14 protein-coding genes are annotated in these 15,566 nt (G+C 68.3%); 4 read left to right on the top strand and 10 right to left on the bottom strand.

Annotation, left to right across the window (positions count from 1 at the left end; translation table 11 throughout):
- The first annotated feature begins 194 nt into the window (after positions 1 to 194).
- The gene (locus tag ACWDV4_RS27070) at positions 195 to 923 is read left to right on the top strand and encodes a uroporphyrinogen-III synthase (RefSeq protein ID WP_449984221.1); all 729 of its coding nucleotides are present in this window, start codon (positions 195 to 197) and stop codon (positions 921 to 923) included.
- 66 nt (positions 924 to 989) lie between these two features.
- Here the strand turns inward: ACWDV4_RS27070 and ACWDV4_RS27065 are convergent, their stop codons facing one another.
- From ACWDV4_RS27065 to ACWDV4_RS27050, 4 genes are all read right to left on the bottom strand, one after another.
- Positions 990 to 1,613 carry a GTP-binding protein gene (locus tag ACWDV4_RS27065; protein WP_449984219.1) on the bottom strand — a complete coding sequence of 208 codons (624 nt, stop codon included), beginning with the start codon at positions 1,611 to 1,613 and terminating at the stop codon, positions 990 to 992.
- The gene (locus tag ACWDV4_RS27060) at positions 1,594 to 1,959 is read right to left on the bottom strand and encodes a DUF742 domain-containing protein (RefSeq protein WP_184534331.1); all 366 of its coding nucleotides are present in this window, start codon (positions 1,957 to 1,959) and stop codon (positions 1,594 to 1,596) included. Before ACWDV4_RS27060 ends, ACWDV4_RS27065 begins: the two co-directional genes overlap by 20 nt.
- Positions 1,960 to 2,025: 66 nt before the next feature.
- Complete coding sequence (locus ACWDV4_RS27055; protein ID WP_449984217.1) at positions 2,026 to 2,433, bottom strand: roadblock/LC7 domain-containing protein; 408 nt, start codon at positions 2,431 to 2,433, stop codon at positions 2,026 to 2,028.
- On the bottom strand, positions 2,430 to 5,513 hold the full coding sequence (locus tag ACWDV4_RS27050) for a sensor histidine kinase (RefSeq protein WP_449984214.1): 3,084 nt from the start codon (positions 5,511 to 5,513) through the stop codon (positions 2,430 to 2,432). The genes ACWDV4_RS27055 and ACWDV4_RS27050 overlap by 4 nt, the downstream gene beginning before the upstream one ends.
- Before the next feature lie 457 nt (positions 5,514 to 5,970).
- Between ACWDV4_RS27050 and ACWDV4_RS27045 the strand changes: the two genes are divergently transcribed.
- Positions 5,971 to 7,158: an ABC transporter substrate-binding protein gene (locus tag ACWDV4_RS27045; RefSeq protein WP_449984211.1), complete on the top strand. Its 1,188-nt coding sequence runs from the start codon at positions 5,971 to 5,973 to the stop codon at positions 7,156 to 7,158.
- A gap of 171 nt (positions 7,159 to 7,329) precedes the next feature.
- Here ACWDV4_RS27045 and ACWDV4_RS27040 read toward each other — a convergent pair whose 3' ends face one another.
- A complete protein-coding gene (locus tag ACWDV4_RS27040; RefSeq protein WP_449984209.1) occupies positions 7,330 to 8,169 on the bottom strand; it encodes an ABC transporter permease in 840 nt (279 codons plus the stop codon).
- Positions 8,170 to 8,304: 135 nt separating this feature from the next.
- Entirely contained in the window at positions 8,305 to 9,324 is a 1,020-nt protein-coding gene (locus ACWDV4_RS27035; protein ID WP_449984206.1) for an ABC transporter substrate-binding protein, read from the bottom strand.
- A 274-nt stretch (positions 9,325 to 9,598) separates the two neighbouring features.
- On the opposite strand from ACWDV4_RS27035, the gene ACWDV4_RS27030 reads away from it, so the two are divergent.
- Positions 9,599 to 10,447 (top strand): ABC transporter ATP-binding protein, encoded by an 849-nt coding sequence (locus tag ACWDV4_RS27030; RefSeq protein WP_449984203.1) that lies wholly within the window; start codon positions 9,599 to 9,601, stop codon positions 10,445 to 10,447.
- Positions 10,447 to 11,424: an LLM class F420-dependent oxidoreductase gene (locus ACWDV4_RS27025; RefSeq protein WP_449984200.1), complete on the top strand. Its 978-nt coding sequence runs from the start codon at positions 10,447 to 10,449 to the stop codon at positions 11,422 to 11,424. The genes ACWDV4_RS27030 and ACWDV4_RS27025 overlap by 1 nt, the downstream gene beginning before the upstream one ends.
- A gap of 230 nt (positions 11,425 to 11,654) precedes the next feature.
- On the opposite strand, the gene thiC is transcribed toward ACWDV4_RS27025, so the two are convergent.
- From thiC to ACWDV4_RS27005, 4 genes are read right to left on the bottom strand one after another with little or no spacing between them, the layout of a single operon-like run.
- Positions 11,655 to 13,247, bottom strand: coding sequence for a phosphomethylpyrimidine synthase ThiC (gene thiC / locus ACWDV4_RS27020; protein ID WP_449984198.1), 1,593 nt, complete (start codon positions 13,245 to 13,247; stop codon positions 11,655 to 11,657).
- A gap of 32 nt (positions 13,248 to 13,279) precedes the next feature.
- Positions 13,280 to 14,086 (bottom strand): bifunctional hydroxymethylpyrimidine kinase/phosphomethylpyrimidine kinase, encoded by an 807-nt coding sequence (gene thiD, locus ACWDV4_RS27015; RefSeq protein WP_449984195.1) that lies wholly within the window; start codon positions 14,084 to 14,086, stop codon positions 13,280 to 13,282.
- Positions 14,083 to 14,760, bottom strand: coding sequence for a thiamine phosphate synthase (locus ACWDV4_RS27010; protein ID WP_449984192.1), 678 nt, complete (start codon positions 14,758 to 14,760; stop codon positions 14,083 to 14,085). Before ACWDV4_RS27010 ends, thiD begins: the two co-directional genes overlap by 4 nt.
- Complete coding sequence (locus ACWDV4_RS27005; RefSeq protein WP_449984280.1) at positions 14,757 to 15,539, bottom strand: thiazole synthase; 783 nt, start codon at positions 15,537 to 15,539, stop codon at positions 14,757 to 14,759. Before ACWDV4_RS27005 ends, ACWDV4_RS27010 begins: the two co-directional genes overlap by 4 nt.
- Between the last annotated feature and the right edge of the window lie 27 nt (positions 15,540 to 15,566).

Below are 15,566 nucleotides of genomic sequence, written 5' to 3'. Positions count from 1 at the left end.
TGACCGTCGGTCATCCTGTCGGACGTATGCTGACGGTCGGAACAGCGGGTCTTAGCCGGCTCGAAACAATTGGGACCTACGCCGGAAACCCGACGCCGGGACGCTTCCGGGATGGCAGACCGTACGGGTACCGCCACGGGGAGCCAACGGGCCCCATCCCGAACGGACCAGCTTCCCCGTGACCGGGAGCGCCGATGACGGGCGAGCTGGCCGGCTTCACGGTGGCGGTGACCATCGATCGTCGGCGGGACGAACTCGCCGCCCTGCTCGAACGTCAGGGGGCCCGCGTGGTGGCCACTCCGGCGCTCCGGCTCGTCCCCCTGGCCGCCGGGGGACCCGGCTACCGGTGGTCCACCCCGGCCGACCTGGCTCCCCTGCGCCGGCTGGTGTTCCTGGTGACCAACCGGCTGGTGGACGCGATCACGTTCACCGCCACCCCCGCCATTGACAGCCTGCTGCACGCCGCTGGGCCGGACGTCGAGGCGGTACTGGCGGCCCTACGCACCGACGTACTGGCCGCCTGCGTCGGTCCGCTCGTCGCCGCGCCGCTGCATCGACACCGGGTACCGGTGCTGGTGCCCGGCCAGGCCCGACTTGGCGCCCTGGTCCGGGCCATCGCCGCGGAGCTGCCACGCCGCGTGATCGACCTCCAGGTCGCGGGTCACCGGCTGACCCTGCGCGGGCATGTCGCGGTCCTGGACGGAACCCCACATTCGCTGGCCCCCGCGCCGATGACGGTTCTGCGGGCCCTGGCCGGTACGCCCGGCCGGGTGCTGACCCGAGCCGCGCTGCTGCACAGTCTGCCGCGAGGATCAGACGGACACACGGTCGAGATGGCGGTAGCCCGGCTCCGGGCGACGCTCCGGGTGCCGGGCATGGTGCAGACGGTGCTCCGCCGCGGCTACCGACTCGCCATCGACTGAAGCACCGCGCCGGCCGGTCGACGACGAGGTCGACCGGCCGGCGCGGGCCGAACGGAGCGTGGCTGGTCAGCCAACCGGGGTCGGGAAGCCCCGGCCGTGCTGGGACTGCAACGTGGCCATCGCGTGCTGCACCACGTTCACCAGCACCTGCTTGACCGACTCCCGGTGTCGGGCGTCGGTCAGGACGAGCGGGACGTGTGGCGCGATGGCCAACGCCTCCCGTACCTCCTCCGGCTCGTACTGCGGCGCGCCGTCGAAACGGTTCAACGCCACCACGTACGGCAGTTGTCGGTTCTCGAAGTAGTCCAGCGGCGCGAAGGCGTCGGTGATCCGTCGGGTGTCGACCAGAACGGCGGCTCCCACCGCACCCCGGATGATCTCGTCCCACATGAACCAGAACCGGGTCTGACCGGGGGTACCGAACAGATAGAGGATCAGATCCTGGGCCATGGTGATCCGGCCGAAGTCCATCGCCACCGTGGTGGTCTGCTTCCCCGGCACCTTCGACGGATCGTCGATACCCACACCGGCGGCCGTCATGACCGCCTCGGTGGTCAGCGGAGTGATCTCCGAGACCGCACCGACCAGTGTTGTCTTGCCTACACCGAATCCACCCGCAACGACGATCTTCGCGGAGGTGATCCCTCCGCCGCGGCGCGACCCGGCTGGGTCATAGCCTGCGAAGTCCACTTAGCACCCTCTCAAGCAGTTCCATCCGCTCCTCGTACGCCTCAGCGGGAGCGGCACTGTGCAGCGTCAGCAGGCTGTCGGCCACCATGTCGGCGACCAGCACCCGGGCGACTCCCAGGGGGAGCCGGGTGTACGCGGCGATCTCCGCCAGTGACTGCGCCCGGCCCTCACAGACCGTGGCGATGCGATGCTTGTCGTGCCCGGCAAACCGGGACTCCATCACCGCTGCCGGACTCGCCGTCAGCACCGCCTCGATGGCGATGTCCTGGCGCGGTTCGGTACGGCCACGGGTGACCGCGTACGGTCGGACCAATGCACCCCGTGGATCCTCGCGGCGTCTGTCCATTTACGGGCCCCTCCTTCCGGTCGAGTCACGGCTTCACCAGCGTCAATCCCGGTCGCACAGGTACTACTACCGAACAACGGCGTCGCGGGGCAACGGTACGAGTGCCGCACCCACCCGCTCGACCAGCAACGCCATCTCGTAACCCACCTGACCGACATCGCAACTGCGCGCGGCCAGTACCGCCATGGAGGAACCGTCGCTGATGGACATCAGGAAGAGATAGCCACTGTCCATCTCGATGACGGTCTGCAGCACACCGCCGGCATTGAACATACGGGATGCGCCATCGGTCAGGCTCACCACGCCCGAGGTGATCGCCGCGAGTTGGTCGGCCCGGTCCCCCGGCAAGTCCCGCGAGGAGGCGAGGAGCAACCCATCAGCCGAGACCGCCACCACGTGGGCGATCCCCGCCACGCTGTCGGCGAAGTTGGTGAGCAGCCAACCCATGTCCTGCATCGCCGCTGGCCTGTTCATTCGCTCGTCTCCTTGGTTGAGGTGCCGTTCGGGTCCCCGGTGACCGACCGGCCGCGCTGGACGCCACGGTGGTAGGCCGACAAGAGACCGCGTACTTCATCCGGCGTCCGCCGGGCCCGCTCCCGGGGCTTCTCAGCGACTCCACCAGGCACCAGCTGCGCCTGGGGCACCCGCTTGGGCAGACCGGATCGGGTGGTGCCGGCGGCGGCCGGCTCGGCGGCCTGGGTGGCTCGGGCCCAACCCTCGTCCGCTGCCGTACGCCACGCGCTGTCGCCCCGGCCGGGCGGCGGCGCGGCCGGCGTGGCCGGGATCGTCCCGGTCGTCGTGTTCGCACCGGCCGAGGGGGCCGGAGCCGGGGTGGCCGGTGGCGTGTACGGGGGCGGCGCGCTCTCCCCCGGCGTCCGGGACGGCAGCGGACGCCGGGCCGGAGCCGGCGGCGCGGTCGTGGCCGTCGCTGGCGGGGGGCCGTCGTCGATCGGCGGCATCGTGAAGATCTGAGTCGCGTCCTGCCCGTGCGACCGGAACCAGGCCGTCTCCATCTCCCGGAAGATGGGCGAATCGCCGGACTCCTCCGGACGCGGAGTAGCACCACTGGCCGGTGGGGTCGGGACCGCCGGCGGAGCCGGGGCCACCGTTGCGGGCATCACCGGCGGGGTAGCGGTCATCCCCGCTACCGGCCCGGCCGAGGGTGCCGCAGACTGCATTGGCCGGTCGGTGCCGGCCCGTTGCGGCAGCGGCCGCAGAGTCGGGTACGCCATGGTCGGCGTACCGAAGCCGGAATCGGCCGACTGCGGCGGGGCGGCTGGCGGCGGGGTCTGTACGGCTGGGGGCGGCGTCTGCAACGAGCCCACGATGGGTTGGCTGTTGGTCTGCCCAGACGTGTTGACCTGGAACGCGGTGTTCCGCTGGTCACTCGTGGTCTGCCACTGCTGCGGCGACGAGTCCCGCCAGTTGTCCGACAGCGTCGCCGAAGCGGTACGCCCGCCCATAGGCGCGTCGGACCAGTTCGGCGCGGCCGGCGCCCCGGCACTCGGTGCTCCTGCGGCCGGCCCCGGCTCCACAGCCAGCGGCTGCCGAGGCCGGCTGATCAGTTCACGTCCCTGCGGCTTGGGCAGGACGACCGCGCCAGCGGGCAGGGTGACCTGGGCGACCGTACCGCCTTCGATGTTGCGGCGTAGCTCCACCCGGATGTTGTGCCGGGAGGCCAGCCGGCTGACCACGGCCAGACCCATGAGTCGGAAGGCAGCCACGTCGACGGTGGGCGGAGCAGCCAACCGCCGGTTGAGGGCCTCCAGTTGATCGTCCCGAAGTCCGAGTCCCCGGTCTTCGACCTGGATCAGCACGTAGTCCCGGATCCGCCGAGCATCGGCCACCACGGCCGTGTTCGGTGCCGAGAACCGGGTGGCGTTGTCGAGCAGTTCGGCGACCAGACGTACGACGTCGTTGACGGCGTGCGCGGCGACCGAGATGTCGGTGTCGACCGTGCCGAACTCGATCCGGTTGTAGAGCTCCACCTCGGACTGCGAGGCACGCAGTACGTCCACGAGGAGGGCGTCGTCGCGACGCGGCACCGTGGAGTCGGCGCCCGCCAGCACCAGCAGGTTCTCGTCGTTGCGGCGCATTCGGGTGGCGAGGTGGTCCAACTCGAAGAGCTGGGCGAGCCGCTTCGGGTCCTCCTCACCACGCTCGATCATGTCGAGCTCACCGATCATCCGGTCGACCAGCGCCTGGCTTCGGCGGGCCAGGTTGAGGAACATCGCCGAGACGCTGGTCCGCAGTGCGGCCTGCTCGGCCGCGACCCGGACAGCCTCCTTGTGTACGACGTTGAAGGCCGCCGCGACCTGGCCGATCTCGTCCTTGTTGGAGAGCCGGATCGGGTCCCGGACCTGGCGCACGATCTCCTCGACGCCGCCGTCGCCGACATTGCCGACGTCGCGCAGCCGGGCGACCGCCTCGGGCAGGTCGTGGTTGGCCACGGAGAGCGCACCCTCCCGCAGCCGACGCAGCGAGTCGTTGAGCGACCGGGCCAGGATCACGGCCAGCGCGATGGCGATGGCGAGAACGAGCAGTACCAGGAGACCCTCGGTGATCGCCTGCTGGATGACGGACGACCGGACCTCATCGGTCTGGGCGAACAGCTGCGCCTCCAGCTGGATCTCGGCCCAGCGCATCAGGTCGTTGACCGCGCCGATTGCGTTCGCCGCGTCGGTGGCGCTGACCTGGAGGGCCTGCCCGACGGACCGGGTCACGTTCGAGGACACCCGGTCGGCGAGCACGACGGCGTCACCGGTGACGGTGTTGTTCACCAGTGCCTGCTGCTGCGGGGACGCGGCGAGCGAGAAGGAGAGCAGCGCTTCCTGCTGGCTGGTCAGCGTCGCCACGAACGAGGAGAACTGCTCCTCGTCGAGCCTGCCGCTGGAGAGAGCGGCGAAGGTGACCGCCTGCTCCTCTGCGGTGGCCGACTTGGCGCGGGCGAAGGCGGCTACCGCCCGCCGGCTTTCGACGAGGGCGTCGGTGCCGGGCAGCTGGCTCAGCGACTCGCTGTACGCGACGAGGTCGGTCAGGATCACGCCGTAGCGCAGGACGACCTCGGCGACTGGCATCTGCTTGCGGTCCAGCACCTCCTGGCGGGCGCCGGTGAGGGCGGTCAGGTGCGCGTCGATGAGCTGCAGCTGTTCGTCGACCGCGCTGGGCAGGTCACCGATGCTGCGCCGCTTCGCGGTGTAGGCGCTGATCCGCTCGTCGGTGCTCCGGATCTGCAGGTTGTACGCGTCCGGCTTGCCGGACCTGGCAGCAAGGAAGCCGGCTGCGGCCATGCGTTCCTTGTGCACGTCGTGGGTCAACGCGGAGACGTCCGCGGAAAGTTCGGTCAACGCCCGGGCCTGGTTGGCGTCGAGCGCTCCCTGTCCCACATCAACCAGTCGGATCGCGGCGAGCGCGATGACTGTGGCGAGCGGCACAGTAAGGATCAACGCAAGTTTGGACCGAATCTTGGCATCGCGTAGCCGGGGAAACCAACGGCGACGAGCGCCGTGCTCCGGTGAAGCGTTCTCGGGCAGGGTCGTAGGTCCGGTGCTCACGACATCGCCTCCGTCGTCCTTTCCACGCATGACCTACCGACCGGTGCCTGGTGCAGCGGACAGGGCCGCACGCGGCACGGCCGCGATTTCACCAGAACGTGGCCGGTTTGGGAAGTCGCAGGAGACCTGAAAACGGTCACACGCCACGCAACCACTGTTCTACTCAACGAGTACCTTCATTCTCACAAGTCTCTGATCAGGCGGGATAGCCCAGAGTGGCGGTTTGCAGCTGGAAAGTTAAGATTTGCAAACATCTCGTCCTGCCAATATGTGGGAACTCCGTCCCGAACCGCGTGCGGGCCCCCGCTTGACCCGAGCGCCCGCCATTGGCAAGGTTTTGCAGGTTTGAAGGCTTCGCGCACACCGTACGGCACGTTACCCCCGTTCATCCAATGAGGACGGATCCGTCGGCGGTGACCGGGTAGATCAACCCGCGCCGCGCACATGGAGGACTGAGTTGAGGCCCATCCGCTCCGCGACACTCATGGTGTTCGCGTCAGCCCTATTGGCTACCACTATGACCGGCTGTTCGTTCAGCCGGGAGCAGCAGGACACCAGTGAGATCGTCATCGCAGCCGACCTGGAACTATCTGGTGCCTCGGCACCGGCTGGCAAGGCCTACCAGCGGGCACTGGATCTCAAGGTCGAGCAGCTCAATGATTCCGGCGCGCTCGGCGCCCGGAAAATTCGACTGATCGTCAAGGACAATCGATCCGATCCGGCGGAGTCTCTGCGCAACATCGGTGACTTCACCAATGACTCGACGGTGAGCGCCATCGTCATGGGCGGTTGCAACGAATGCGCCGTCGGCGCGGCCGGCACCGTCAACGACAAGAAGGTCCCAACGATCGCGCTTGCTCCGGCGAGCAAGATCAGCAGTCCGGTGGCCGAGCGCCGATACATGTTCAAACTCGCGCCAAACGCCATCGACACCGCTACCGCGTTAGCCACCGAACTCAAGCGCAAGAACGTCAAGCGGGTCTCGCTACTGCACACCGACGACGACTACGGAAAAGAGGGTGCCACGCTCCTGAAGAGCGAGTTGGAGAAGGTGGACATCTCGCTGCGCCGGTCCCAGGAAATCAAGCCCGCCGACACCGAACTCAAGCAGGCTGTCAGCAGCCTGACCGGCTCCAACATCGACGCGATGGTCCTCTGGACCCCCGCTGAGCAGGCCCTACTCGCTGCCGAAGCGGTCGCGGCCACCTCGTTCGACGGGCAGCTCTACTTCGATGCGTCGGCTGCGGGCGACCTGTTCCTCGGCGGCGGCACCGCGGCGACTGCGGCCAAAGATGCCACGCTGGTCTTTACCCAGACCATGGTCATCGACGACGTGATCGCGACGACGCCGGCCACGGCTGCCCGCAAGCAGTGGTTCCGGTCCTACACCGCCCGGTTCGGCAGCTACTACGGGGCCTCCTCGTTTGCCGCCGACGCCGTACAGCTCCTCGCGGACGCGGTGCTGAAGGCCAAGGGTACGGACGGTGCTCTCAACCGGGACGCGATCCGTGACGTCCTGGAGACCTCCCAGTTGGAAGGGCTGTCCGGGCCGATTCGGATGACCCCGGACAACCACTCCGGGCTTATGCCCCAGGCGCTGACCACGCTGGTAGCGCGGGGTGGCCGGTGGCGGTTGGCCGGTTGATCCGGCTCGACACGACGGCTACGAGTCGGCCCACCCGGGCCGGCTCGTAGCCGTTTCTCGCCGTAGCCGTTTCGCACCGTAGCCGTTTCTCGCCGTGACCGGCTGCGCGCTGTGGCCGGCTGCGACACTGTGGCCGGCCTCTCGCTGCAGCCGCTCGATGACGTTCCTCGGTCAGCGAGCAGAGGTGGTCGCCCGTACCCAGGGCAGCGCGAGCCGCTCGACGACCGTCAGTACGGCGAAGAGCAGGATGCTGAAAAGCGCGATCAGCAAAATGGCTGCCCAGGCGGTCGCGCTGTCTCCGACGCCGAGGGACTGGACGATCTCGTAGCCCAGGCCCCCCTCACCCGCCTGGAATTCACCCATCACCGCGCCGATGGCCGCCAGTGGCATGGCCACCTTCAGCCCGACGAAGATCTGCGGAAGGGCGGCCGGCAACCGTATTTTGCGGAACGCCTGCCACCAGGAGGCGTCCAACGACCGTGCCAGTTCGGCCAACTCCGCCGGGGTCGTGGTCAGCCCGGTGGAGGTGGCCAGGACGATCGGAAAGAAGCAAAGCAGGAAGACCATGGTCAGGATGGACGGCTGCCCCCACCCGAGGGTGACCACCAGCAGAGGCGCAAGGGCGATCTTCGGTACCGAGTTGACCGCCACCAGCAGCGGCGAGAACATTCGGGACGCGAACTGGGAGCCGGCCAGCAACAGCCCGATCAGCACTCCGGCCACGGTGGAAAGGCCGAAGCCGATCAGCGTCTCCATGGCGGTCAGGCTGGTCTGCTCGATCAGGCGGTCAGCGGACGTGGTGAAGGCGGACAGGACATCCTGGGGTGGCGGCAGCGCCATCGGGTGGACGAGTTCGACCTCGGTGATCAGCCACCAGACCCCGATGGTTACCACCAGTCCGAGCAGGGGCGGCACCACCGTGCGTACGACACCTGTGGCCCGGGCCGGACGGATGCCCCGCAAGATCGACGCGTCCCGTTTCGGCTGCGGCGCTGACCGGATCTCGGTCATGTGTTCCTCCTCGTTCGACCCAACAGGTTCGAATCAGGCGGCCCGGAAGGTCCAGGCCGGGACAGCGCGGGGGGTGCGTCCGTCGGATCCGTCCGACGGGCACACCCCCGACTGCGACTAAAAGCGCGCGGGTGCTCAGCCCTTCGGCGTCACGTTGAAGTCGACGATCTGCTCTGGGGTGAGCCCGCCCGGGATCGAGCCGGCACCCTGCAGCAGCGCGATGCACCGCGCGACCCGCTGGCTGTCCAGCGTGCCGACCTTGGCCCCCGAACCGGCCGACCGAACGAACGCCTCCATCAGCTGCAACTCGGCGGCGGCGGACTGCGGATTGGCGGTGGGCTCGTTCTTCTTGAGGATCTCGCCCGCCTCGGCCGAGTTGGCGAGGCTGTATTCGAGCCCCTTGAGCAGCGCCTCGGTGAAGCGCTTGACCATGTCGGGCTTCTCCTTGGCAATCTTGCTCGACGTGATCAGCACGTTGCCGTAGAGGTCGGTCATCACGTCGCTGTACGGCAACATGACGGCCTTCTTCTTGGTGACCGCCTCGACGGTGGGCTTACCCACGACGAACTGCCCGATGCCGTTGACGGCCCCCGAGCCGAGCATGCCCATGAGCGCCGACGCCTCGCCGTTGGGCCACTGGACCTTGCTGGCGTCCACCCCGGCCAGCCGGGCGTACGTCGGGAAGAGCAGCCGGACGACGGACCCGGCGGTGTCGGCGATCTTCTTGCCTTCGAGGTCCTTCGGGGTGGTGATGCCCTGACCTTCGGTCGAGAAGATCGCCGCCATGGTGCGCTGCTGGATGGCTGCCACCGCGACGAAGTCCTTGGCCTCACCCTTGCCGACCTGCAACAACGCACCGGTCAGGTCGACCGGGGTGAAGTCGGCCTTGCCGCTGACCACGAGCCCGATGTTGCCGCCGGTGCCCTGGCCGGACTTGATGTCGACATCGAAGCCAGCCTCTTTGAAGAATCCCTTCTCCTTGGCGACCCATGCATAGGCGTCACGCCCGAAGTTACCAAAAGAAGTGAGATACGTCACTTTTTCGAGTTTGCCATCGCCTTTGGAGTCCTCGGACTTGTCCGAGCTGCAACCACCCACAAGCGCCAGTGCCGTGGCGAGCGCCACTGTTGTGACCGTCCGGGTGAGCCTTTTCATGAAAACCGTTTCCTTTCCGACCGGAGGCGCGAGCCTTCCGGAGGGGTTCAGCTAGCGGTACGGCATCGAGCCAAGGGGTTTGTACGCGCTGCCGTGTCGGGTGAAGATTCTTCGCCGGACAGCGTACGAGAATCACACCTTTGTGGCGCCAGAGTCATCAGGTTGCGGAACGGAAACAAAACATCGCACCGACCCCGGGGGCTGCTTTGCGGAGCCAATGCGGTTAGCCTTGCCCAGCCTGATGATCCGTCGTCACTGGACTGGAGCCTGCCGGATGATCCGACTTTCGGGAGTTTCCCGCACCTTTTCTGGCCGCGGCGGCAAGGTGGAGGCGCTGCACGGCATCGACCTGAACGTGGCCGACGGTGAGTTCGTGGCGATACTCGGCCGATCCGGCTGCGGCAAGTCCACTTTGCTCCGCATCATCGCCGGCCTCCTGCCCGCGACCGACGGGCTGGTCTCCGTCGCCGACGAACCCGTGACCAGGCCACGGCAGGACATCGCGATGCTGTTCCAGCGGCCTGCGCTGCTGCCCTGGCGGTCGGTGCTCGACAACGTGCTGCTTCCGGTGGAGGTCTTCGGCTGGCGCCGGGCCAAGCATCGAACCCGCGCGCAGGAGCTGCTGGAGATGGCCGGCCTCGGCGGCTTCGAGAAACGCCTGCCCCACGAGCTCTCCGGTGGCATGCAGCAGCGGGTTTCCCTGTGCCGGTCGCTGATCAGCAACCCTCGGGTGTTGCTGATGGACGAGCCGTTCTCCGCCCTGGACACCCTGACCCGGCAGGAGTTGTCGGTCGAGTTGCAGCGCGTCCACATGGAGAACCGCTCCACCGTCGTCTTCGTCACCCACTCCATCGACGAGGCGGTGCTGCTCGCCGACCGGGTGGTCGTCCTCAGCCCCCGGCCCGGACGGATCCGAAAGGTGGTCGACATCGACATCCCTCGACCACGCACCCTGGGCCGTAACGACCACCTCGAAGAGGTCGCCCGATGCAGCGCTGACCTGCACGAACTACTGATGGAACAAGATGGACCCGACACCGCGCCCGACGGCGGTCCAGCCGACCGGGTCGAGCCGTCAGCTGCCTCGGCCGCAGACCTGGCATCAGCGGGCAAGGGGAAATAATGATCACACGGGTGTGCGTCTTCACCGAACCTCATCGGGGTGCGACCTACGACGACCAGCTCCGGTTCGCCCGACTGGCCGAGGACAGTGGGTTCGAGGGCTTCTTCCGCGCCGACCACTACCAGGCGATGGCCGACGACCACGGGGCCCCTGGGCCGACTGACGCCTGGCTTACCCTGGCCGGGCTGGCCCGGGAGACCCACCGGCTCCGGCTCGGGACGCTGGTCACCTCGGCAACCTTCCGGCTGCCCGGCCCGTTGGCGGTGATGGTCGCCCAGGTCGACCAGATGAGCGGCGGCCGGGTCGAACTGGGCATCGGATCCGGCTGGTACGAGCGCGAGCATCATTCGTACGGCATTCCGTACCCCACCGTCGGGCAGCGCTTCGACCGACTGCAAGAGCAGCTCGAGGTCATCACCGGACTGTGGTCCACTCCCGCCGGTGAGCGGTACAACCACCATGGTGACCATTACCGGCTGGTCGACTCCCCTGCGCTGCCCAAACCAGTGCAGGTGCCGGGCCCGCCCGTCATCATCGGTGGCAGCGGCGCGAAGCGCACCCCGGAACTGGCCGCCCGCTTCGCTGACGAGTTCAACGCGCCGTTCAAGACCGTGGCAGCGACCGCCGAGATGTACGAACGGGTCACCGAGGCCTGCGACCGGTTCGGACGAACCGACAGCGGCCGGGCACCCCTGGTCTTCTCGGCTGGCATCGTCGTGGCGATCGGCCGTACCGATGCGGAGGCCCGACGGCGGGCTGCTCCGCTGCACGTGCCCAGCGCACTGCCGCCGGAGGACCCGGTGGTCGGCTCACCTGACCAGCTCGTCGACCGCCTCGGCGAGTTCGCCGCGATCGGTACCAGCCGAGTCCATCTACGTCTGATCGACATGGCCGATCTGGACCACCTGGAACTCATCGCCAGTGAGGTACTACCACAATTGGGGGCGGTACCACCGCCGGCGCGGACAGGCGACTGACGAACGCTCAGACAGCTTCCAATCTCCCTCCACCAATCTGACTCTCCGCTACTTCGACCACAGACTATTGATTGGCCGCATCCATCCCTTGCCTTGCTTCCCCAACAGAAACACTTCCGCTCCGACCAGCCTTCTTTCTCCGGACAGCTGAGATGCCGAAATAGGTTGGCCGATATGGCATGCGATAAGAACCGGCGAGAAGTTTCCCATGGGGAAGCAAAGCAAAGGGCTCAGGCTAACGGTAGGTAAACGTTGCCGCCGGCGGCCACGAACTCCGCCGACTTGGTCTGCATACCGCGATCGGCGTACTCCTTGAGATCCTGGCTGATCCGCATCGAACAGAACTTTGGCCCGCACATCGAACAGAAGTGGGCTGCCTTCGCCGGAGCCGCCGGCAGCGTCGCATCGTGGTACGACCGGGCGGTCTCCGGATCGAGCGAGAGGTTGAACTGGTCCTCCCACCGGAACTCGAACCTCGCCCGGCTCAACGCGTCATCCCAGACCTGAGCACCCGGGTGCCCTTTGGCGAGGTCGGCGGCATGGGCTGCGATCTTGTACGCGATCACCCCTGCCTTCACATCGTCCCGGTCCGGCAGCCCGAGATGCTCCTTCGGGGTTACGTAGCAGAGCATCGCCGTACCGAACATACCGATCATCGCCGCGCCGATCGCCGAGGTGATGTGGTCGTACGCCGGGGCGATGTCCGTGGTCAGTGGACCGAGCGTGTAGAACGGCGCCTGGTGGCACAACTCCTGCTGCAGGTCGACGTTTTCTTTGATCTTGTGCATCGGCACATGGCCGGGCCCCTCGATCATCACCTGCACGTCGTGCTCCCAGGCCACCCGGGTCAATTCGCCCAACGTGCGCAACTCGGCGAACTGCGCCGCGTCGTTGGCGTCGGCAATGGAGCCTGGACGCAGCCCGTCACCCAGGGAGATCGTCACGTCGTACCGGGCAAGGATCTCGCACAACTCGGCAAAGTGGGTGTAGAGGAAGTTCTCCTCATGATGGGCCAGGCACCAGGCAGCCATGATCGAGCCGCCCCGGGAGACGATACCGGTGACCCGGTCCACCGCCAACGGCACATACGGCAGCAGCACCCCGGCATGCACCGTCATGTAGTCCACGCCCTGCTCGGCCTGCTCGACAACGGTGTCCCGGAACACCTCCCAGGAGAGCCGCACCGGATCCCCGTCGACCTTCTCCAGCGCCTGGTAGATCGGCACCGTCCCGATCGGCACCGGCGAGTTGCGGACGATCGCCTCCCGGGTCTGGTGGATCCACCGGCCCGTGGACAGGTCCATCACGGTGTCGGCACCCCACCGGGTCGCCCAGGTCAGCTTCTCCACCTCCTCGGCCACCGAGGAGGTCACCAACGAGGTGCCAATGTTGGCGTTGACCTTCACCAGGAACCGGTTGCCGATGACCATCGGCTCGGACTCGGGATGGTTCACGTTCACCGGCAGCACCGCCCGACCGGCGGCAATCTCCGCCCGTACCAACTCGACCGGCAGGTTCTCCCGCAGCGCGACGAACTCCATCTCCGACGTGACCAGACCAGCTCGGGCATAGGCGAGTTGAGTGGGCCGACGGCCGTCGACCCCGGCCAGGGGGGTACCACCTCCTCGTACCGGTGCGATGTCGGCCCGCTCCACGATCCACTGCGCGCGCATCGGTGGCAGACCGACCTCCGGGTCTGCCCCCGGCCCGGAGGTGTCGTAGAGCCGCACCGGCGGCTCGTCCCCGGCGAGCATCACCTCGGTGAACGGCACCCGGATATCCGGCCGCGGCCCCTGGACGTACACCTTGCGACGAGCTTCCACGAGCTACCTCCTGCTGCTGTTCGGCATCGACGTCAGCCATCGCCGACCATTGGTCGGTTCCATCCGAAGTGGTCCAGTGGGCCCCGGCCCCCGCCCAGACGCCAGTCCCGGGCACCGGCGAGTGCCGCAGCAACGTAGGACTTGGCGAAGCGCACCGCCTCGGGAACCGGGTCACCCAAGGCGAGCCGTACGGTGAGTGCGGCCGAGAACGAGCAACCGGTGCCATGGGTGTGTACGGTGTCGACCCGGGGCCCGGCCAGCACCTGGATCTCCGCCCCGGTCCACAACACGTCGACCGCCTCCGACCCGGCAGACCGGTCGCCGCCGGTCACCACCACGTACCGGGGGCCACCAGCGGCAATCTGCCGCGCCGCAGCCGCCATCTCGGTCGGGGTCGTCACCGGTCGCCCCACGATCGCGGCGGCCTCCGCGCAGTTGGGCGTGGCCACCAGCGCGTACGGCAGCAACGGCTCCACCGCGCCGACCACACCGAGCCGGTGCCCGCTGGTCGAGACCAGCACCGGATCGACCACCAGATTGGGCAGCAGACCGGCCCGGGCCCGGGCCGCCACCACGGACGCGATCTCCGCGGTATCGAGCATGCCAGTCTTGACCGCCCGCACCGAGAAGTCCGCCAGCACCGCATCGAGCTGTGCGGTCACCACGTCGGGCCGGACCGGATGGGCCCCGAAGACCCCGAGGGTGTTCTGTGCGGTGGTGGCGGTAACCACCGACGTGCCGTACACCCCGAGCGCGGCACAGACCTTCAGGTCGGCCTGGATCCCGGCACCCGCCCCGGGATCCGATCCCGCGATGGTGAGCACCACCGGGGGCGTCATCGACCCACCCCCACCCGGACCGCATCGACCATCGGCGCCGCGACCGCGTCGACCAGGGCTCGAACCACGCCGGTCGGATCGTCGGCCCGCATCACCGCGCCCATCACCGCCACCCCGGCCGCACCCGCTGCCCGACACGCCACGACCTGGTCCGGCGAGGTCACCCCACCGAGCGCGAAGACCGGCACCCGGGTACGCCGAGCCAGCCGGGCCAAGCCGGCCGGCAGCAGGGGTGGGCCGTACCCGGGCTTGGATCGGCTCGGAAAGACCGGTGACAGTGTCACGTAGTCCTCAGTGGTGAGCCGATCCAGTTCGGTCGAGTCATGGCAGGACCGGCCGACCAGCCGGGACGCCGTACCGGCCCCCGGCCCCACTACGGGCAGACCTACTGCCGGCGGATCCACCCACCCGGTGGCCGACAGATGCACGGCGGCCCCGCCGAGCGGATCCGGACCGGCGACGATCAACTCGCCGGCCACGCCGTCGAGGATCGTCCGCAGTTGGTCAGCGAGTCGGGCCCGTTCGACGGGTGACAGGTCCCGCTCCCGCAGCACCACCCACCGGACACCACCCGCCACCGCCGCACGGACCACCTCCGTCAGCGGCTGGCTGGCTTGCCCGCGGTCGGTGAAGAGCAGTACACCCGTCGGTACGCCGGAATCGCGCCGGTTCACAGCTCCGGCCGCCCCTCGTCCGGGGTGGAGGCCAACGCGTGGAATCGGCGGGGAATCCGGCCCGCCCCGGCCGCCAACCGGCCCGCCTCGACCGCAAGCCGCATCGCCGTCGCCATCTGGGCCGGGTCGGCGGCCCGGGTGACCGCACTGGCCAGCAGCACCGCGTCACAACCCAGTTCCATCGCCAACGCGGCGTCGGACGCGGTCCCAATCCCCGCGTCGAGAATCACCGGCACGTCGACGCTCTGCCGGATCAGCCGGATGTGGTGCGGGTTGGTGATGCCCAACCCCGAACCGATCGGAGCCCCAGCCGGCATGACGGCAGCGCAGCCCAGGTCCGCCAGCCGGCGGGCCAGCACCGGATCGTCCGAGGTGTACGGCAACACGGTGAAACCGTCATCCACCAGCTGCTCGGCCGCTCGCAGCAACTCCACCCCGTCGGGCAGCAGCGTGCGCTCGTCGCCGATCACCTCCAGCTTCACCCACGAGGTACCGAACGCCTCGCGGGCCAGGTGGGCCGTCTTGACCGCCTCGGTCGCGGTGTAACAGCCAGCCGTGTTCGGCAGTACCCGCACCCCACACCGGTCCAGCAACTCCAGCAGGCCACCGCGCATCGTGGCAGCGGTGTCGACCCGACGCAACGCCACGGTCACCAGTTCGGTACCGGCGGCGTGGATTGCCGCCGCCAGCGCGGACAGACTGGATGTCCCGCCGGTGCCAAGGATCAGCCTGGAGCCGAAGGTCTCCCCGCCGAGTCGAAACCGGTCGCCCCCGGTCACCGCAGCCTTCGTCGCAGTCACTCCGAC

Source organism: Micromonospora sp. NPDC003197, assembly GCF_053590565.1.
Note: the sequence above shows the minus strand (reverse complement) of the source record. Positions and strands in the feature narration are given on the sequence as shown.